We start from the raw sequence: 18,779 nt of genomic DNA, 5'->3' as shown, positions 1-18,779 counted from the left end.
CTTCTTCGTCGCGTCCGTGCCGCTAGTGGCCGTGGTCGTGGGTGGCCGAGGGCGCGTGCCCGTCGGCGAGGGTGGCGGGGACGGTGAAACTCGCCGTCCGCACCTGGTCGTCATGCTGGAAGTCGAGGAACAGCCGGTAGTTGCCGACGCTCGGCACCTCGGCGTAGAACGTGATCTCCGGCCCGGCCTGCTCGCTCTCCTCCGGGTGCACGTGCAGGTAGGCGAGGTCGCCCGCGCGCAGCGCGACCAGATGTCCGTAGGCGCCCAGGTATGGCTGGAGGTCCGTCACCGGCTTGCCGTTCTTGCTGACCGTGAGAGTGAGCTTGCTCGACTGGCCCGGCACCAGGTTCCCGGCAAGGTTCACAGTGTAGTCACCGACCGTCGACGTACGGCTGACGTGCGGCAACGGCTCGGGCCGATAGTCGCCCGCGGCCTGGAGGTCCGCGCCTAGTGTCAGCTTCCCGCCGCCTTCTGATACGAAGTCGGCGAAGGCGCGGTAGGCGCCGGGGGCGGGCAGCGTCAGGCGGGTCTTCCAGGTGCCGTCCGGGGCCATCTCGGGGTGGACGTGCTGGAAGCTGGTGAGGTCGCGGGAGACGACGATGAAGTGCATCTTCTTGTCGTGCTCGACCTTGTAGGCGGTCACCGGGCGCTGGTCGGGGCCGGTGACGCGGAACGCCAGGTCCATGGGGCGGCCGGTGACCGGGGTGGTGAGCAGGGAGAGGGTGTAGCCGTTCTGGGACACCTGGAGCCCCCCAGGGGTATCAGCCTTGGTGGTGGTGGTTTGATGGGCGCCGTCTGCGCCGTTGTGCCCGCCCGTTTCCGCATGATCCGCCACTGCCGGGGACGCGGACTTCCCCTCGGTGGGGGCGTCGCCGGCGCCCGTGGCCCGGCCCACGCCCAGGGCCCCGCCGAACACGACGGCCAGCCCCAGGACGTAGGCGCCCAGCTTGCCGGCCGCGTTCATGACCGGCCCGCCAGTTCGTACCCGGCTTCTTCCACGGCGGCGGCAATCCTCGCCTGGTCAACGGGCTCGTCACTGCTCACCGTGAGCAGGCCGCTCTCCAGCTCGACCTCGACGGAGGTGACGCCGGCGACCTCGCCGACCTCCTCCTTCACCGAGCTGACGCAGTGGCCGCAGGTCATGCCCTTGACGGTGTAGGTGGCGGTAGTGGTCATCACGGTCTCCTCAACATGCTCAAATACGTCCTCTTCGAGTCTAACACCGTACCCCCCTAGGGTATTTAGGTGCCCCATCTCTCCCCATGACGTACGGACAGAGGCGGTCCAGCGGCGGGCCGTTCGCTCACAGCGTCCCGTCCAGCCACCACGAACCTAACATACCCCTCCGGGGTATGTTCAAGCCCCCGAATCCGGACACGCGGCCCGGTCGGCACGTGAGAACCGTCACCCCTGGATATGGTGGGCTCTTGAACACGCGAAGACTCGCCGAGCACTCGCTCGCTTGAAAAGTTGCCTGAGCAGTTGCTTTGGCACCTGCCCGTATCCCTATCCATCCCCCAATCCGCACATTTCACCGCTCAATCCGCACATCTGGTCCGCGCACAACACGAGGACCGCAGCCATCCCTTGCTAGGCTGCATGTCAACCGTTGGGTCTCACCCCGGCAGGTGAGGCCGTCGAAGAAGTGGGGTCACACCGTGAAGAAGCTGCTCGTTCTTGCGCTGATCGCCCTCGGGGGGCTGCTGATCTGGCGCAAGGTGCAGGCCGACCGCGCCGAGCTCGATCTCTGGACCGAGGCGACCGGCAGCGAGAACTAACCGACCGGCGAGGCGATGAGTGACATCGTCCCCATCAAGCTGGTGTGCCTGGACCTTGCAGGCACCACGGTCGGTGACATCGCCATGGTCGAACGCGCTTTCGCCGAGGCGATCGCGACACAGGGCATAGTGCCCGGGACCGGAGCGTACGCGCGAGCCATGGTTCACGTGCACCGGTCCCGGGGCTGCCCCAAGATCGACGTCTTCCGCGGCATCTTCCCCGGCAACGAGGCCCAGGCCCAGGCGGCGAACCTCACCTTCGAGCGCTCCTACGAGGGCACCCTGGAGCGGGCAGGTCTCGAACCCATGCCCGGCGTACTCGAAGTCCTCGACAAGCTCCGCGGCAACGACGTCAAGCTCGCCCTGATCACCGGCTTCAGCCGCACCACGCTGAGCCGCGTCCTCGGCATCCTCGGCTGGCACGACCGCATCGACCTGGCCATCTCCCCGGAAGACGCGGGAGGCCGCGGCCGCCCCTGGCCCGACATGGTCCTCCACGCCGTCCTCCGCCTCGGCGTGGCCGACGTACGCAACGTGGCCGTGATCGGCGACTCGGAGAGCGACATGCTCTGCGGCCGCCGCGCCGGCGCCTCCGTCGTGGCCGGCCTCATGACCGGAGTCCACAGCCGCGAACGCCTCCTCAAGGGCGGCGCGACCCACATCCTGGACTCCATCGTCGACTTCCCCGACCTGATCCTGAGCGACACCCTCGGCGCGACGCAGGTGGCATCCTCGGCCCGGTAAGCTATCTTCGTCTCGAAGGGGCCTTAGCTCAGTTGGCAGAGCGCCTGCTTTGCAAGCAGGAAGTCAGGAGTTCGAATCTCCTAGGCTCCACTCCAGGTAGAAGGCCACTTCCCATGATCGGGAGGTGGCCTTTTCGATCTTGTACAGCTGCCGCGCCGCTTCCGGTGTCCGGGCCTGGCGGCCCTGCGCTCCGGGTCGGCTTGCCACCGGATACGCGGGTTGCTGTGGTCTGCTGTACAGCAGGGAAGTACAGCAACGCCGCCTCACGCAGCCTGCTCGTCCCGTACGGCTTCACACGGTTGAGCAGCAGCGCCGGCTCTCGACCACGGCCCTCCGCTTCACTCGTAATGAAGGGGTCTCCACCGTTCCCCGGTCTACCTCTATAGCGGGTGGGGCTCATCAAGCTCGGTTGCTGGTGGTCGATCCCGGAAAGTGGTCGCGATGACGAGCGCCGCTGCGACCAGGAGGTGCCATCGGATCATCTTGGTCGCGTACGCGAGGTATTCGCCGCCCCCGACGACGAGAACCGTCACGAACCCCTCGACGGCGGCGAGGATGAGGAGCGCACCGATCCCCCATGCGACCCGGTGCTGCGTCCGGCCCGCCATGACACCGCCGGCCGCCGCGGCCAAGGCGATGAGCACGATCAGCACACCGTCCACGTCGGCCTTGCAGGCCCACGCCCCGGGACGCTTCCACAGCAGTTCCGTCGGCGGTGTGGAGGCGAACCAGCCGAAGGAGGTGGACTCACCGGTCGGAAGAGAGAGTCGGCCGACCGTCCACGCAGCCGCCATGATGGCCGCCGCCCAGAGCACGATGCCCTTCCGCACCGGAGGTGGAGGCAGGGGCGAACGTGCCGCCACGAGCAGCGTGACGATGGCCACGGTGTAGCAGACGATCGACAGCCAGGGCTCATCGACGGGAAGGGGCCGGTCGATGAGGGGGCGGGTATCGAACGGGAGGGAGATCACGAACAGCCTGAACCCGAGGACAGCGCAGACCGCCGCGCTTCCGAGGAGCGTGGTCCGGCGCGGGGCGCACAGCAGGAGACCGGCCAGGACCACCGGCAGCAGGAGTTCGCCCCACGACAGCAGCTGCCACCACGGGCTCGTCGTCATGAGGACGGGTGCGACGGGGTCAGCTCCCCAGCAGATCCCGATGTTCAGCTCTGCCGCGCTGACCCTGGAGGTCTTCAGGATGACCGGCCCGGAGGCGGCCAGGACCGCCCCGATGCGGAGTGCCTTTGCAGGGAGGCGCGTCTCCGCAGGAGATGACTGCGTCACGACGGCCTCTCCGTTCCCCCGCTTGCTGGTAGATCGACTCGGGCGACAGTAGCGGACGAAGGTCATGATCTAGCAAGGGCGATGACAGCAGCACCGACAGCAACGTCCCACACACAGACTCACTTCGACTACCGTCCACCACCCTCTGACCACGGCCTCCACTACCCGACCAGGGCGAATGGTCCGCCTGAGGAGCGGAAGGTCGTTGCGCTCTGGCAGTCAGGGCTCCGTTGTCAGTCTGAATTCGGACGCTCTACGAGGTCACGAGCGAGGTCGGTCAGGTGGGTCAGATGCAGGGTTCGGCCGCCGCTTCCGGGTAGCGGAACGTGTAAGGGGTCGGTCCAACTGGTTGGAATCGCTGCCGGTCCGTACACGGCCCCGGCCAGTCCGCCGGTGACCGCGGCGACGGTGTCGGTGTCGCCGCCCAGGTCGATCGCTGCGCGGATGGCGTCCTCATAGCTGCGGGTGGTGCGCAGTGCCCATACGGCCGAGCCGAGACAGGGCCAGACGGCACCGTTGAATTCGGTGGCCTGGTCGGGATGCCAGCTGGGGGCGAGGATGGCGGCGTAGCGTTGACGATGGTCGGGGTGGACAGCGGTAAGGGTCTGGGAGAGCTGGTCCAAGGGGTCCGCGCCGTCCAGGGCGACACGTATCAGGTCGTGAAAGATCGCGGTGCCTTCCCATGCCGCCGGGTCGCCGTGAGTGAGGGCGGCGATCTGCCGAGCGGCGTCCATGGTGGCCTGCCGTCCGTCGCGGGCGAAGTACACCGCCGATGGGGTGGCGCGCATCAGCGCGCCGTTACCCGCAGCTCGATGGCTGCTCCGGTAATGGGCGGCGGCGGCCTGATCCCAGGGCAGGCCGCGGGTCAGTACGTCTTCGGTCTGCAGTCCGATGTCTTTGGGCTCATCGGCCGCCCATCGCTGGAAGCGGGCGAAGATATCCGGCAGGTCCAAACCGCCACGTTCCAGCAACGACTCGGCTACATGAACGGCCATCTGCGTATCGTCGGTGGCCTCGCCGGCGTCCCAGCCGCCGCCTCCACTCATCTCGCCGCCGGCACCCGGTACCGGAAACCGGGAGAAGAATGCGCCCGCCGGGCCGAACTCGAAGGGAGCACCCAGCGCATCGCCCACAGCCGAGCCGACGACCGCGCCAACGGCACGCTGCACAAGATTCATACCAGCAGGTTACTTAGCTTGGCAGCGCCGACCGTCTGATGCTGAGCGGCGGGCTGACCGAACCAATCGCAGGAGACGGCGAACGTTGGACCATGACAGGCAGATCGCCGATGCAGGGCGCTGCGTACAGCAGCGGAATACAGCAACGTCTCCGCACACGATCACATGTCGTCGACCCGCATCTACCGCTTGACCAGGCTCGCGAACCCTCAACGAGGTGACCGGCTCCCGTTTGCAAGCAGGAAGTCAGGAGTTCGAATCTCCTAGGCTCCACCTCGAAAAACGCCGCTTCCCCGGTGATGGGAAGCGGCGTTCATGCCATCTACGTGCCATTAGCCTGCGCCTTGCTCGTCAGTTGGATGGCGTGTGCGGCCAGGTGGATCAGCGACGAGCTGTCCGGGCATCTCGATGAGATCGATCGAGTACGGCGGTGAGCATCGCGAGATACGACTCATGGGCGAGACGCAGGCCGTCGAGGTCGGACGCCTCGAACCACGCCACAGCGTCGTGCTCGTCCGGCGCGGCGTTGGCGGGTGTTCCGGTCCACCTGTCGACCAGCCAGATCTGCATGTCGAACGTCGCGGTCCGGATCTCGTGCATCGGCGGGCCGGCCGGCTCCGATGCCGTGATTCCCAACTCCTCCCGAAGCTCGCGGACAAGGCTCTCTTTCGGATCCTCCCCCTCCTCAACATGACCGCCCGGTAAGTCCCACACGTCGGGATACCAGCGGCGTCCGGCGCTTCGATGACACAGCAGCACCCGATCGCCGTCGCGAAGAACGGCCGTCACGATCCGGACCGGACCGGAGTCGTCAGCGGAGATCGTCATCGGCACATTCTGCCCCACGATCTGCCGCCGACAAGGCGGCTCCGTACCCGCGTTCCGCGTAATTCAGTAATTTCAGATGTCTCGGCGAGTTCAACCTGCAGGTCAGAGCATTGGGGCTGCCTCAATGGGGCTCGAGATTACCTGAGAACCGAATTCCTGAGCGCCTCTGGCTATACGCTCCAGCATGAAGACTACGGTCGCCAGATTCTTGTGGCCAAGTGGTGAATATCGCTTATATATCCACCTGCGCTGAATCTGTGTTGATCGATCACATGCCCGCCCCTCGTGAGGAGAAGCATGCAGAAAGTCACTTGGCTCCACCGGCTGGGCCTCGTCTCAGCCGTGGTGGCGGCCGGCCTGGCATCCACGACCGTGGCCGCGCACGCCGACGGCTATGACACTCCCCGCAGCGCCACTGCTCTGGGGGCGGGCAACACGTACGCGGCCGGATTTGCGGCGGCCGAACAGCGGGCCCGGCAGGCCGTACTCGCGGTCGGCCACGACTGCACCCCTGGGACCTACTACACGCGCACGGTCTATTCCTCTCCGGGTGGCGGCACATGGGTCTTCGAGTCCACCCACAACGCAATGTGCGTTGACTGATCAAGTTTCAGCAGATCGGCAAACCGTCAGCTGAAAAGCCACTTCCTCAGAACGGGAAGTGGCTTTTTGATTGCGTACGGCAGCGAAAGTGACGCGTGATCGGCTGTCTCCGGACGGTTGGCGCTCGGGCCGGCCCTATCCGCGAGCGCTCTCGATGTGGCGGAAGACCCGGGTCAGCAAGGTGTGGAGCTGGGCGCGCTCGGCTGCGTCCAGAGGCGCCAGCACTTCGTCCTCGACCGCCGAGACGTCGGCGGCCAGGTCGGCGAGGGCGTCGGATCCCTCCGGAGTGAGCTTGACGTGGATGCGGCGGCGATCTCGCGGGTCGCGGGTCCGTTCGACGTGGCCGGCGGAGACCAGTTCGTCCAGCACCTTGGTCACGTCGCTGGGGTCGATCGCCAGTGTGGCGGCGAGTTCCCGCGGTGAGCGCGGCCCGCCGTCGGCCAGGGCGTCCAGGATCGCCATGTGCCACATCCGCACTCCACGCAGGGCGAGCCGGGAGGCGACACGGCCGCGTGCGGCCTTGCCGGTCTTGGACAGCAGATAGGGGGTCAGCGCCGCCAGGCGGGGCACTCCGCAACGCAGGACGTGGTGATGTTCGTCAGCCGGGTGGCGGACGTGGACGCCGGTTACCGGTTCTGCCTGCGCCAGGGAGGCCGGGCCGTGGCGCCGCCGGCGGACCGGCCGGAGTGGGCCCCCGGCCTTCGTACGGCGCACCTGCGTGATCCGGAGGGCAATCTCCTGGAGTTGCAGGCGTACTGACGAGCTATGCGTCCAAGGCGTTCCGTATCGCGGCGGCCAGGGCGGCGGCCTCCTCGGGCGTGTGCTCGACGATCCCGTTTTCCGCCATGAGAGCGTGGTACTGCTGCTGTTCGTACGGCACACCAGGCGGCAGAGCCGCGATGTGCCAGTGCAGGTGGGCGTTTCCCTGCTGGCTGCCCAAGGACAACAGGTACGTTCGCTCGCAGGGCACGCTCGCCTCCAGAGCCAGAGCGACTCGGCGCACAACCCGCATCACCGCGACGAACTGGTCCTCAGTAAGGTCTCGGACGACGTGTTCGATGTGGGCTTTGGGTGCCACGAGGACATAGCCCGGCAGCGAGGCGAAGCGGGCAAGAAACGCGATGTGCTCGCCGTCGTCGTAGACGATCTCCTCCGGCTGGCCGGGATCTCTGCTGACGATCGCGCAGATGAAGCACGGTCCCGTCCGGGAACGGCGGCTGTAGCTTTCCACGTCGAACGGCACACGCTTGATCGAATCAGTCATCACTGCCCTTCCTGGGTGGAGCTCTCAGCCCCTTGGGAGGATTCACTCCAGGTCAAAGGCCACATCACCGTAAGCGGGATGTGGCCTTTGCGATCTGCGCAGCAGCGGGTCCGTTCCGAGTCAGGCCGGGATCTGCTTCTCGTGCCAGGTGTAGTAGAGGTAGATGCTGTCGGGCCCGGTCAGCGTGCCGTAGACCTGCCAGAAGCTGTTGGGGGCAAGCGAGTAGCGGAAGATCTTGTCCCCGGGCCGGTCGTCCACGAACGAGCTCTGTACGCCGTTGTTCCAGCTCCGTACCTCGATCGTGAAGGTCGAGGTGTCCGGGATGTCGAGGCAGATCTCGTACGTGTACGCGTTCGGGCCGCCGATGTTGTAGCTGCGGCCGTCGATCGCGGGCCTCTCGACGTTGGTGGGGACGTAGCTGTTCAGGACCCGGGTGTATCCGCCTGCTGCGCAGTCGACGGCGGAGGTGGATGCGGATGCGGGACTGGTGCCGGTGAGCGTGGCGCCGAGGACGCCGGTGGCGACGAGAACGGAGATGGTGCGCTTCATGCCTCTCCTATCCGTGCGGTGACGCTCCAACCCAGTAGTTGAAGGCTGAACTGATTCTGGCGTGGATCACTACACCTGAACAAGACCGGGCAAGAATTCATGCATTTTCGAGTCAAGCTGGGGCGTTCGGTTACCCGCGCGCCGCCGCCGCTGTCGCTCGTCTGATCCGTGGCCCGTGCCTGCGCCACCACACACGGGCCCAGAGCACCTCCGGAACGATGACGAGCACCAGCACCACGACCGCCTCGGCCATCGCCCAGGGCTCCACCGCCGCCAGCAGGTCCCGGACCGAGTGGGCGATCAAGGTGATCACCAGAGGCAGCGTCACCAGCGCCGCGAACGCGAGGCAGGCGAGGGTGCCGGCGCTCTGGAGCATCGCGTAGAGACGCACGCTGAACCGTTCGCGTGGCGGCAGCGAGGCCAGCGTGTGCCGCCTGCCCCGCAGGAGGCCGCGCACGTAGGCGGCGCCGTTCCCGTACAGGTTCCGGCAGCCGGTGACATCCTGCAGCAAGAAGTACAGGTCGGTACGCATGAACACCAGGAGCTGATTGGCCAGGCGGAGTGCCTGGATGAGGATGATCCAGGAGGTGAGCGGGTTCGGCCCCATGATGTACGCCCAGGTCAGGGCCATGCCACAGATCGTCAGGTCGGCGACTATGCCCGACAGGTAGACGGTCACGCGGATGCGGGTCGGCGCCGGCCAGATCCCCGAGACATCGGTCTGGGCCACCAGGAACTGCAGGCGCGTGCCGAGGCTCATCCGCGCGGGCACTCCGGCGGCCCGGGCGGTGACCAGATGAGCCAGCTCGTGGAGTCCCGTCGTCAGCCACGCGAGCGCCGCCCAGGTCACCAGTACGGCGGCGCCGTGGCCGGTCCAGAGGGCCGCCTCCCATCCCGGGAAGAGCGCGGGGCGTAGGGCCAGGCAGGCGATTCCTGCCCCGATCGGGACCGACAGAGCCAGGTGCAGCGCGGGATGCAGCGTCCAGCGCACGTGCCGGGGCTGGAGCCAGGGGAAGGTCGGTCGCAGTGGCGGCGGGCTCGGTACGGGACGTCCCTCGACCTCGGCCACCAGACCCGCGTCCGACAGGTCGGCGACGAAGTCGTCCACGTCGAGGTCGGCGCCGGTCTCCTCCCGCAGGCGGACACGGACCTGCTCGATGCCCATCCCCTGCTGGAGCAGGCGGATGGCCAGCAGCCCTTCCTCGGGTACGGCCACGAAGTCACCCGAGTCCACCCGCCCGACGATCCACTCGTCGCCGTCACGGCGGACACCGAGACGGTGGAAGGCGACCGTCAAGCCACCCTCATCCTGGCGCAGTACGTACGCAGGTCCTCGCCCTCGTCGAAGAGACCTGCCAGGACCGGTAGGCAAGGCCCGACGACGTCAGGGTCGGTGATCCTGCGTGCGCCGGTGTGCCTCCCGGTCTCGTCGTAGCGCACCTCGTACAGCAGGGCCGGGTTGAACAGGACCAGCTCCGGCACGGGGCCCTCGGCCTCGTACGGGTGCACCGCCGAGACGGGCACGACTCTGCTGTTCTCGCCCTCCTCGGCGCGCATGGAGAGCAACGCGAGCTCCCAGCGGACGTACGGGGAGAACGGCTCCTCGACCACGCGGATCCGGCGGAAGTCCATCCGGTCGGGATTGTCGGCACGAAAACCGGGACGCATCTGTTCCGCCAGCTCCATCGCCCGGTTCCAGTCCCCGTCGAGCATCGCCAGGTAGCTGGGCAGATCCCCCTCGTCGAAATGCTGGGCGCGTTCGAGTTTCCACAGGACCCCGCCGGCGCGGTCGAACTCCCTGGCGAAGTCGGCTCCGTACTCGGCCGCGTTCATCGCCTTGGCGGGCGCGTTCCGTAAGCGGCTCAGAACGTCACTCATCACGCCTCCTGAGATGCAGGTGCGGGCAGGTCGCCCTGCCCGCACGTCGATCAGTTGGAGTTGCCGTGGCTGGGGGTCGACGCGGTGGGCTCGATCTTTTCCAGCCTGCGAACGATGATTTTCTTAGCCGGTTTCCGCTCCTGCTGTGGTTCCGGGGAGGGGGTGCTGCTCATGACACTCCTTACCGATCGGGTCGGGAACGGTAAGGGCGAGAGTATGATCCCTTCGGCTGCCCATCAAGAACAGATCTCGCATCGGGGTCGCGATGGATGGCGGGCGTACACATGCCCGTCCGGGTCCAGCAGCGTCACCCCGTGGAAGTAGCCCGGCGGTGTGGCCATGGTCCCGGTCACGAGCGCCAGGACATCGTGCGCGACCAGGTGCCCGGACAACCCCGCGGACGCGCCGGTCACGCCGGGCCAGGCATAGTCGGCGCCGGGCTGTGGCGGTATGCCGGCTCGTACGCATGCGAAACACGGTCCCCCGGGGCCGAAGACGCCCACGCTGACGAGGGGACCGTTGTACCCGCCGCTCACCCACGGGATCCCCGCCTTCCAGCACGCGCGATTGGCCCAGGTCTGGATGCCGGACGGCTCGCGCGGCCGGTCGGCGCACAGCGCCAGGACGTCGAAGCCGCCGACCAGGCTCGCCAGTCGCTCAGGGCTGTCCACCGTCGACTGCTCCACGGTGATCTCGACACCGGAGTTGACCTGGCGCAGCCGCTCCAGCGCCACTTCGGTCTTGGGCCGGCCGATGTCCGCTTCGGTGTAGAGCAGCTGCCGGTTGAGGTTCGACAGCTCGACGACGTCGGGATCCACCAGGTGCAGCCGGCCCACTCCCGCGGCGGCCAGCGACCAGGCCGCGTGACTGCCGGTCCCGCCCAGGCCGAGCACCAGCACGCGAGCATCCTTGATCCGCAGCTGCGGTTCCCATCCGTGGTCGCGCGGGGTGAGATCCACCCAGCGGAAGTAGTCCCTGCTCCGGCTGTAGCGTTCCCGTTCCTGCTCGGTCAGCTCCTGGCACGCGCCGGGCGCGGCCTCCTCCACGTGGCCGGAGGACAGGAGGGTCGCGACGACGTCTTCGGCGTCCTCGGCAGTCAGGTCGGGGAAGCCGGAGCGGAGTCCTGCGGCGATCTCCGCGGGGGATCGGGTGCCGTTCATGAGCATCAGTGCGGCCCACGCCAAGCCGTCGACATCCGTGATCTCCGACGCGATCCCGTGCAGGGCACCGCCGAGACGGATGGTGCCGTCGCTGAGCCGGTACGGAGCGTGCTCCGGTTTGACGCGGGGAAGGCGCATTCACCGATGGTCGGCAGCGGCGCGTCGCAGCGTCAATATCTGGAGCCCGTCCTTCAGTGAGTGCAGAATTCGGCGGTCAGGAGCCGGTTGATGGCCTGGTCGGCGGCGGCTGCGGAAGCGGCGGCGAAGCGGGGGGGAAGGCCGAGAGGTGGCCGTACGGCCGTTACCGAACGGATAGGGGGCGAGGGCCCCCTTAATGTCTGCGCTTGAGATGGCGCGGTGGGACCTCTTGCATTCTCGGCGATGACTACGGATAGTTACTGATTAACTACCTACAGTGAGGACACCATGACCCCCACATCGCGTCCCCGACACCGCCGCGCCTTCCGGGCCAAGGCCATGGCGACGGCAACCCTCACCGGCGCCCTCCTGTTCCCCCTGCTCGCCGCACCCCCCACCACCTCACCGGCGCAGGCCGACACCCGCACCGCCGCCTCCACCTCGCCGCGCAAGGCCCTCCATCGGGCCGCCGGCCCCTGCGTCCAGCACGGCCAGGCCAACTACCCCGTCGAGTACTACTGGAAGAACGTGGTCGGCTGGCGGCTGGGCAACGGGACCATCTCGGTCATCACCTCACCCAGTCTGTGGGGCGGGCGGATCGCGCCGGGCAGCACGTTCACCCTCACGCTGAGGCACCAGACGGCGAAGTGGCCGCTGGTCGTCAGCTCCTACGCCACCACCTGGGACGTGTCCTCCCTGGTGGCCAACGCCACCGTCGTCGGGCCGGTGCAGAACGGCTCCCTCAGCGGCAACACCCTGACCGTCCGGTCACCGGGCGGCAAGACCGACCCCGGGCCGACGGTCATCACCTTCCGCGTCAACCCCGGCACCGTCGGGCGCAGCATGACCATCCGGCCGAGCGGCATCAGCAGCGTCATCGCGCTCCCGGGCCAGCTCGGCAACAACACCGCCGCCCCGCCCATCCAGATCGTCAGCGGGAATTCGATCTCGCCCACCAACGCCGCCGACGACACCGCCTCCACCACCCAGGACACGCCCGTCACCGTGCCCGTCCTGGCCAACGACACCGGGGCGGCGCCGACGATCAGCGCCGTCACCCAGCCCGCCCACGGCAAGGTGACCATCTCCGGCGACAAGGTGATCTACACCCCGGACAAGGACCGCGCAGGCACCGACACCTTCACCTACACCATCGAGACCGCCTGCGGCACCAGCACCGCGACGGTCACCGTCACCGTCGAATGCACCCGCAAGCCCATCAACCTGGCCAATGGCAGCTTCGAGACCCCGCCGGTGACCGACTACCAGATCCTGCCCGACGCCTCCACCAATCCCGCCATCGGCTGGCACACCACCGCCGGCGACCACAAGCTGGAGTTCTGGCGTACCGGCTTCCAAGGCGTCCCGGCCGCGGACGGCCAGCAGTTCGCCGAGCTGAACGCCAACGAGGTCTCCACGCTCTACCAGGACGTTCCCACCGTCCCGGGCACGGTGATGACCTGGTCGCTCTACCACCGCGGCCGCCTGGGCACCGACGTGATGCGGGTGCTCATCGGCTCCCCGACCGCCACCACCCCCCAGAACCCGAACGGGGCCTCCTCCCCTGACATCTCCGACGGCAACACCGCCTGGGGCCACTACACCGGCACGTACGTCGTCCCCGCCGGACAGACCGTCACCCGCTTCGCCTTCGAATCGGTATCGGCCGCAGGCGGAAGGCCGACCTTCGGCAACTTCCTCGACGGCGTCGTCTTCCAGACCCCGCCCTGCCTGCCCATGACCAGCAAGGCCGCATCCAGGAAAGCCGCCAAAGCGCACCGTCCGTAAGGCCCCCAGCCCAGACCGTCCTCGACTCTGCCCGCCTACCACGCGAGGCCATTCGCTCGTGCACGCCAACAAGCCATCCCGGTCCGCCCGCCTTTGGTCCGCTCTGCGCCCCCGCACCCGCAGCGGCCCACCACGCAGGCCCGAGATGGCCCCCACGAACGCCGGCGACCCCGGCCGGCTCCCCGCCACCTCCACGGAAGGACACCTCATGGCCGTTACTCAAAACCCCCCGCCCGGCGGATGCGGACAACGCATCGCCCTGGTCAACGGCAGCTTCGAAGCACCCGTCGTCACCGACTTCGAGATCCGGCCCGACGCCTCGCACAACGACCCCCGCGCGGTGCCCGGCTGGCGCACCACCGCCTCCGACGGCCAGATCGAACTCTGGCGCACCGGCTTCCTGAACGTGCCCTCCGATGACGGCCGGCAGTTCGCCGAGCTCAACGCCAACATGGTCTCCACCCTGTACCAGGACCTGCCCACCACACCCGGCACCAAGCTGTACTGGAAACTGTCACACCGCGGCCGCCTGGGCAGCGACACCATGGCGCTGCAGATCGGCCCCCCGAACGCCCCGGTGGAACAGGCGCGGATGACCGACGGCAACACCGCCTGGGGCCACTACACCGGCGAGTACGTCGTCCCGCCCGGCCAGACGATCACCCGGTTCGCCTTCAAGTCCATCTCGGCCGCCGGAGGCAACCCGGCGGTCGGCAACTTCCTCGACGGCATCATCTTCGGCACCGCGCCCTGCGTCGTGCTCACCAAGACCGCCATCCCCGAGGGCGAGGTCGAGGTCGGCGACGTCATCACCTACCGGGTGAACGCCAAGAACGAGGGCGGCGCCCCGGCCGACAACCTCCTCCTGACCGACGACATCCCCGCCGGCACCAGCTACGTCCCCGGATCCCTGCGCGTCATCGACGGCCCGAACAGCGGCGGCAAGAGCGACGCGGCCGACGACGACCAGGCGTACTTCGACGCCGAGACCGGCCGGGTCGTCTTCCATCTGGGCGAGGGCGCCACCGCCCAGCAGGGCGGCCGACTGGCCCCGACCACGGACGCGCCCGGCGGAACCACGGTGGAGTTCCGCGTCCGCGTCGAACGCGCCGGCGCCGGCCGCGAGATCGAGAACCAGGCCCGAGCCACCTACGACAACACCCTCGGCAACACGCCGGACCACCTCACCTCCACCTCCAACGCCACCGCCACGCCCGTGAAGCGCGTCGTCGAGCTCGCCGTCGTCAAGGCCACCGACCGTACCAAGGCCGCCGTCGGTGAGGCGGTCACGTACCACGTGGCCGTCACCAACGACGGGCCCAACGACGCCACCGGCGTCACGGTGTTCGACCAGCTCCCCGAGGGGCTGACCTTCATCTCCGCCACGTCCACCGCCGGCAGCTACGACCCGGCCATCGGTCTGTGGGACGTCGGCGCGATGGATGTCGGCACCACCCACACCCTCACCTTGCTGGCCAAGGTCACCCAGCCCGGCCCGCTCACCAACGCCGCCACCGCCACCGCCAACGAGACCGACGGCCCCGTCACCGACGAAGTCGTCGTCTGTGCCCGCCCACCGGCTCCCTGCCCGCCCCACGGCGGCGGTGGGTGCGGTTGCGGTGGAGGTTGCGGCGGCTGCTGAGCCGTCGTCCGCCGAGCCGGCCCGCCCGTCCGGCCGGCTCGGCGGACGCCGTATGGCTCAGTCCCGCCGGGGGGAGCGAATCAGCAGGGTGGCCAGCGCTTCGTCCGGGCCGACAGTGCTGTAGATGTGCGGGACGTCGGCCTGCCAGGAGATGTGCTCGCCCGGCGCGGCCACCAGAGGGGCGTCGGCCGGGCCGGCGCGCAGCACACCCGCGTAGACCGTGACGTGTTCCGTCACGCCGGGGGCGTGGGGTGGCGAGTGCTGCACGATGCCGGGGCGGACGCGCATGCGCAGCAGCTCGAACGTCGCGGTCGGCTCCTCGAAGACCTCCAGCAGCGCGGCCGTCACGGCGGCGCCGGGCACGTGGACGGCCTCCGCGGGCGGTGCGCCGGGCTCCAGGACCAGGGCCGTCAACGGCACACCCAGGGCTCCTGCCACCGCGTAGAGCGTCTCCAACGTCGGGTTGCGGGTGCCCAGTTCCAGGCCGGACAGAGTGGCCTTGCCGATGCCGGCGCTGCGGGCCAGCGCTGACAGGGAGATGCCGCGGGCCTCCCGCAATCGCCGCAACCGGCTCCCGACATCCGTCTCACGGCCTTCCACCCGGCAATCCTTGCATTCCGCTGCCGGGCTTGTCCCGCGGTGGCCACCTGGCTATGGTTCGTTCCGTAAACGGAACGGTCGTCGGGACTCGGGCGGATCGAGGGGTGGGCATGCGGCTGCAGGCCGTCATGGCGGGGCTGGTCAGCGCGGTGGTCGGCTATGCCAGTTCGTTCACCGTCGTGCTCGCCGGGCTGCGTGCCGTCGGGGCGACGCCGGGGCAGGCCGCTTCCGGGCTGCTCGCCCTCTGCTGCGGCGTCGGGGCGGCGGCGATCTTCCTCGGGCTGCGCTACCGCATGCCGATCAGCATCGCCTGGTCAACCCCTGGCGCGGCGCTGCTGGTGGCGACCGGTCCCGTGCCCGGCGGCTTCCCGGCCGCGGTCGGCGCGTTCATCGTCTGCGCCGCGCTCATCGTCCTGGCCGGCCTTTCGCCCTGGCCGGCCCGGGCGATCGCCGCCATCCCGCGTCCGATCGCCGGCGCCATGCTGGCGGGCGTCATCCTCAGCCTGTGCACCGCGCCGGTCCGTGCCGTCGTCGACATCCCGCTGCTGGCCGTGCCCGTCGTCCTGACCTGGGCGGTGTTGCAGCGGTACCTGCGGCAGTGGGCCGTTCCCGGCGCGCTCGTGGTCGCGGTCATCGCCATCGCGGTGCACGGGACCGGCGACGGCCTGGCCGGGGCCGCGCTGCGGCCCGCGGTCGAGCTGACCACCCCGACGCTGAACCCGTCCGTGGTGGTCAGCATCGCCATCCCGCTGTTTCTCGTCACCATGGCCGCGCAGAACGTCCCCGGCATGGCCGTCATGGCGACGTACGGGTACGCGCCGCCCTTGCGCCCGGTCCTCGTCACGACCGGCCTGGCGAGCGCGGCGGCGGCGCCGTTCGGCGGTCACGCCGTCAACCTGGCCGCGATCACCGCGGCGCTGACCGCCGGCCCGGACACCCACCCTGCCCCCGGCCGCCGATGGATCGCGACGGTGGCCCTCGGCGCCGGACAGCTGGCGCTCGGCCTCGGCGCCGGCCTGGCCATGGCTCTGGTGCTGCTGTCCCCACCCGTGCTGGTCACCGCGGTGGCCGGCCTCGCCTTGCTGTCGGCGCTCGGCTCGTCGCTGGCCCAGGCGGTGACCGAACCGGAGGGGCGGGAGGCCGCGGTGGTCACTTTCGTGGTCACCGCGTCGGGGATGACGATCCTGAGCATCGGCGCGGCGTTCTGGGGCCTGGTCGCGGGCGGCCTGACCGCACTCCTGCTGCACCGGCGACCACCGTCGGAACAGCAACCGCCATCCGAAACCGCGGCAGAACGTACCGCCATGCCGGCCGATCAGCCTTCGTAGTGGTCCACGATCATGTTGTGGGTGGCGATGCTCCGTTCACTGGCGGTCGGCCTGCTCAGTGGTGTGATCGCGGTGCCGCTCCTGTGGCTGCAACGTGGTGAAGGCTTCGAGCACGCGCGCCTCGCAGCCCTGATGGCGCTGGACGTGGGCCAGTTCGTCGGTGCCTCCGTCGGACTGGTGGTCGGCTTCGTGCTTGCCGCCACGGGCCGGTGGGGCCGTCGCCCTGGTTACGTCCTGGGTACGATCAGCGCCGCGTTCGGGGTGCTCGTCGCCACTCAGGCCTGGCCCACGATGAGCTGGGTCGACGGACGCCCCTCCGGTCTTGGCGATCCGGACGGCGAGTGGTTCATGGCGTTTCTGGCCCTCACCTCCGGCGTGTTCACGACCCTCGTGGGTCTCTCGATCGTCTTGTTGCGATGGTCCGGTTACGACCCGCGAACGGCTCCGGTACGTCGTCAGAGAGGTCCACGTAGGCGATCGGGCCGCCGGCCGTGGAGGTGAGTCGCTTACCGAGAAGGAGCTCGGCGATCCGCAGGTCGTCGAGCGTACCGACCGTGATCATGTTGATGGGCGTGCTGAGGTCGCTGATGTAGCCGGCGAGTCTCGCGTCGAAGCGGTGACGGGTCCGGCCGTTTTCTGTCACTTTGGTGTCCCAGCCGCTGAGCCCCGTCAGTACCGCGACGACGAAGCCGCCGAGCGTCACCGGGAGAATGCCGGCCTGGGCGATCTTCTCCGGTCTGCCCACCCACCATCCGCGCAGCGCCTCCAGCAGGTCTTCAGGTGCCATGTCAGCGTGAAAGCCGATGAAGGGGCGATCTTCATTCGGGACGGGCTTGGCCGCGTCGACGCGCAACACCGCCATCGTGGCGGTGCCCGTTGTCGTCGGCAGGAGGTGATCCAGCGCTACGGCGGAACGAGCCTGGATTCGTTGCGCCACGTCCGTAGAGATGACGGGCTTGTCGTCGTGTTGACCGGCCTCAGGAAGCAGACCAGCCGCCGCGATCCTCCGGAGAGCGTCGTAGGAAAGGTCGAAGCGGACGGCGGCTTGCCGCAGGGTGATGAGGCTCATGGGCTTCGAAGTTGATCAGGTGGACGGATGAGTTGTCCAGAGGGGGTGGTATTCGGGATGCGACGGCAGATCGTGCTCAGGCAGACTGCGCGGATGAGCGCGGACGCGTCCACATCGCCGCAGGAGCGAGCCCTCCGCCATGTCGAGGCCCTGTCGTCAGGGGACCCGCTCGAACCCCGGTTGCGTGTGACACTCAACTTCCACCCCGACCGCCTGGTCGGCGACCGGGAGATCCTGCTCAGGCTGGCCGACGACGGCGTCTATCTGTCGCAGTTCGTCACCGGAACGAGCAATGGAGGACTCACCGCTCACCCCGGCGGCGACCGGTGGCGTTGGGAGAGCACGATCTTCGGCGGCGCGTACGACCATGCGCCTGCGAAGGAGCGCCCCGTCTACGGCGCCCTGAACTTCCGGCGCAGGTCCGTCGGCGCCGCGCCACGGTTCGGATCCGCCCACTTCAGGCTGACGGCCGAGACTCTTCGCCGGACCACCTTCTGCTACCCGGACAGCTTCTCCGAGCCTTCGGCGTTCGGCGTCGCGTCCCGTATGGCGCTGATCGCGCTGGCCGAGGCCGACGACCCGGACCTCCTGGACGACTACATCGAGGCCCAGGTGCACGGGCCGGTCAGGCTCGACCGGGACGTGGAGGCCCTGATCCTCGATCCCAGCCATCGCGGCACGGCCGTGGAGGCCGCGGCTCGCCGGCTTCCGTGCCCGGTGGAATGGCATCCCGGATTCCGCCTCACGGTCGAGCATCTGCGGCGCCACCCTGACTACCGGGGACAGGAGTACGTGGCGCTCGGCGCGGAGATCGCGGTCGACGGCCTGCTCGATCCGCGGATCATCGGTGACGCCGCCCGCTCCGGGCGCTACGACGTGCAGGCACTGAAGAAGGTCTGGCACTGCGTGGCGCGCTTCGGCTCGCCGCTGCGCCGGTGACCACGGCGCG

Annotated in this window: 22 protein-coding genes and 1 tRNA gene; 9 read left to right on the top strand and 14 right to left on the bottom strand. The window is 68.7% G+C overall.

Going from position 1 to position 18,779, the window contains the following annotated elements:
- Positions 1–22: 22 nt before the first annotated feature.
- Positions 23–964, bottom strand: a complete 942-nt coding sequence (locus SMD20_RS30780) for a hypothetical protein (RefSeq protein ID WP_329588056.1) — start codon at positions 962–964, stop codon at positions 23–25.
- Positions 961–1,176, bottom strand: coding sequence for a heavy-metal-associated domain-containing protein (locus tag SMD20_RS30775; protein ID WP_329588053.1), 216 nt, complete (start codon positions 1,174–1,176; stop codon positions 961–963). Before SMD20_RS30775 ends, SMD20_RS30780 begins: the two co-directional genes overlap by 4 nt.
- 482 nt (positions 1,177–1,658) lie before the next feature.
- Between SMD20_RS30775 and SMD20_RS30770 the strand changes: the two genes are divergently transcribed.
- From SMD20_RS30770 to SMD20_RS30760, 3 genes are all read left to right on the top strand, one after another.
- Positions 1,659–1,778 (top strand): DLW-39 family protein, encoded by a 120-nt coding sequence (locus SMD20_RS30770; protein WP_020542320.1) that lies wholly within the window; start codon positions 1,659–1,661, stop codon positions 1,776–1,778.
- A gap of 15 nt (positions 1,779–1,793) precedes the next feature.
- Positions 1,794–2,522 (top strand): HAD-IA family hydrolase, encoded by a 729-nt coding sequence (locus SMD20_RS30765; protein ID WP_329588051.1) that lies wholly within the window; start codon positions 1,794–1,796, stop codon positions 2,520–2,522.
- Between the two features lie 17 nt (positions 2,523–2,539).
- A tRNA-Ala gene (locus tag SMD20_RS30760) sits at positions 2,540–2,612 on the top strand.
- Positions 2,613–2,902: 290 nt separating this feature from the next.
- Here SMD20_RS30760 and SMD20_RS30755 read toward each other — a convergent pair.
- The 3 genes from SMD20_RS30755 to SMD20_RS30745 form a co-directional block, all read right to left on the bottom strand.
- On the bottom strand, positions 2,903–3,805 hold the full coding sequence (locus tag SMD20_RS30755; protein WP_329588047.1) for a hypothetical protein: 903 nt from the start codon (positions 3,803–3,805) through the stop codon (positions 2,903–2,905).
- A gap of 233 nt (positions 3,806–4,038) precedes the next feature.
- The gene (locus SMD20_RS30750) at positions 4,039–4,983 is read right to left on the bottom strand and encodes an ADP-ribosylglycohydrolase family protein (protein WP_329588045.1); all 945 of its coding nucleotides are present in this window, start codon (positions 4,981–4,983) and stop codon (positions 4,039–4,041) included.
- A gap of 381 nt (positions 4,984–5,364) precedes the next feature.
- Complete coding sequence (locus SMD20_RS30745) at positions 5,365–5,811, bottom strand: NUDIX domain-containing protein (protein ID WP_329588042.1); 447 nt, start codon at positions 5,809–5,811, stop codon at positions 5,365–5,367.
- 297 nt (positions 5,812–6,108) lie between these two features.
- Between SMD20_RS30745 and SMD20_RS30740 the strand changes: the two genes are divergently transcribed.
- Entirely contained in the window at positions 6,109–6,414 is a 306-nt protein-coding gene (locus tag SMD20_RS30740) for a hypothetical protein (RefSeq protein ID WP_329588041.1), read from the top strand.
- A gap of 135 nt (positions 6,415–6,549) precedes the next feature.
- Here SMD20_RS30740 and SMD20_RS30735 read toward each other — a convergent pair whose 3' ends face one another.
- Positions 6,550–6,984 carry a MarR family winged helix-turn-helix transcriptional regulator gene (locus SMD20_RS30735; protein WP_329588039.1) on the bottom strand — a complete coding sequence of 145 codons (435 nt, stop codon included), beginning with the start codon at positions 6,982–6,984 and terminating at the stop codon, positions 6,550–6,552.
- A 21-nt stretch (positions 6,985–7,005) separates the two neighbouring features.
- Between SMD20_RS30735 and SMD20_RS30730 the strand changes: the two genes are divergently transcribed.
- On the top strand, positions 7,006–7,173 hold the full coding sequence (locus SMD20_RS30730; RefSeq protein WP_329588037.1) for a hypothetical protein: 168 nt from the start codon (positions 7,006–7,008) through the stop codon (positions 7,171–7,173).
- Positions 7,174–7,177: 4 nt separating this feature from the next.
- On the opposite strand, the gene SMD20_RS30725 is transcribed toward SMD20_RS30730, so the two are convergent.
- The 6 genes from SMD20_RS30725 to SMD20_RS30700 form a co-directional block, all read right to left on the bottom strand.
- Positions 7,178–7,678 (bottom strand): HIT family protein, encoded by a 501-nt coding sequence (locus tag SMD20_RS30725; protein WP_329588034.1) that lies wholly within the window; start codon positions 7,676–7,678, stop codon positions 7,178–7,180.
- Positions 7,679–7,798: 120 nt separating this feature from the next.
- Positions 7,799–8,227 carry a hypothetical protein gene (locus tag SMD20_RS30720; RefSeq protein ID WP_329588032.1) on the bottom strand — a complete coding sequence of 143 codons (429 nt, stop codon included), beginning with the start codon at positions 8,225–8,227 and terminating at the stop codon, positions 7,799–7,801.
- A gap of 130 nt (positions 8,228–8,357) precedes the next feature.
- Positions 8,358–9,524 carry a hypothetical protein gene (locus SMD20_RS30715; RefSeq protein WP_329588030.1) on the bottom strand — a complete coding sequence of 389 codons (1,167 nt, stop codon included), beginning with the start codon at positions 9,522–9,524 and terminating at the stop codon, positions 8,358–8,360.
- Positions 9,521–10,105, bottom strand: a complete 585-nt coding sequence (locus SMD20_RS30710) for a DUF6879 family protein (protein WP_329588029.1) — start codon at positions 10,103–10,105, stop codon at positions 9,521–9,523. Before SMD20_RS30710 ends, SMD20_RS30715 begins: the two co-directional genes overlap by 4 nt.
- 50 nt (positions 10,106–10,155) lie before the next feature.
- Positions 10,156–10,278: a hypothetical protein gene (locus SMD20_RS30705; protein WP_329588027.1), complete on the bottom strand. Its 123-nt coding sequence runs from the start codon at positions 10,276–10,278 to the stop codon at positions 10,156–10,158.
- A gap of 63 nt (positions 10,279–10,341) precedes the next feature.
- Positions 10,342–11,403: a HesA/MoeB/ThiF family protein gene (locus tag SMD20_RS30700; RefSeq protein WP_329588025.1), complete on the bottom strand. Its 1,062-nt coding sequence runs from the start codon at positions 11,401–11,403 to the stop codon at positions 10,342–10,344.
- A gap of 288 nt (positions 11,404–11,691) precedes the next feature.
- Between SMD20_RS30700 and SMD20_RS30695 the strand changes: the two genes are divergently transcribed.
- Together SMD20_RS30695 and SMD20_RS30690 are read left to right on the top strand one after the other, a co-directional pair.
- A complete protein-coding gene (locus SMD20_RS30695) occupies positions 11,692–13,191 on the top strand; it encodes an Ig-like domain-containing protein (RefSeq protein WP_329588024.1) in 1,500 nt (499 codons plus the stop codon).
- 208 nt (positions 13,192–13,399) lie between these two features.
- A complete protein-coding gene (locus SMD20_RS30690) occupies positions 13,400–14,833 on the top strand; it encodes a DUF7507 domain-containing protein (RefSeq protein WP_329588023.1) in 1,434 nt (477 codons plus the stop codon).
- Between the two features lie 57 nt (positions 14,834–14,890).
- On the opposite strand, the gene SMD20_RS30685 is transcribed toward SMD20_RS30690, so the two are convergent.
- Positions 14,891–15,433, bottom strand: coding sequence for a helix-turn-helix domain-containing protein (locus SMD20_RS30685; protein WP_329588021.1), 543 nt, complete (start codon positions 15,431–15,433; stop codon positions 14,891–14,893).
- A gap of 110 nt (positions 15,434–15,543) precedes the next feature.
- Between SMD20_RS30685 and SMD20_RS30680 the strand changes: the two genes are divergently transcribed.
- Complete coding sequence (locus tag SMD20_RS30680; protein ID WP_329588019.1) at positions 15,544–16,761, top strand: benzoate/H(+) symporter BenE family transporter; 1,218 nt, start codon at positions 15,544–15,546, stop codon at positions 16,759–16,761.
- A 379-nt stretch (positions 16,762–17,140) separates the two neighbouring features.
- Here SMD20_RS30680 and SMD20_RS30675 read toward each other — a convergent pair whose 3' ends face one another.
- Entirely contained in the window at positions 17,141–17,830 is a 690-nt protein-coding gene (locus SMD20_RS30675) for a hypothetical protein (protein ID WP_329588017.1), read from the bottom strand.
- A gap of 93 nt (positions 17,831–17,923) precedes the next feature.
- Here SMD20_RS30675 and SMD20_RS30670 point away from each other — a divergent pair, with 93 nt between their 5' ends.
- Positions 17,924–18,769 carry a DUF3626 domain-containing protein gene (locus tag SMD20_RS30670; protein ID WP_329588015.1) on the top strand — a complete coding sequence of 282 codons (846 nt, stop codon included), beginning with the start codon at positions 17,924–17,926 and terminating at the stop codon, positions 18,767–18,769.
- Positions 18,770–18,779: the final 10 nt, after the last annotated feature.

Origin of the sequence: Nonomuraea sp. LP-02 (assembly GCF_036289125.1) — a bacterium.
Classification (GTDB): domain Bacteria; phylum Actinomycetota; class Actinomycetes; order Streptosporangiales; family Streptosporangiaceae; genus Nonomuraea; species Nonomuraea bangladeshensis.
The sequence above is the reverse complement of the archived record's forward strand: the minus strand, read 5'-3'. Positions and strand labels throughout refer to the sequence as shown.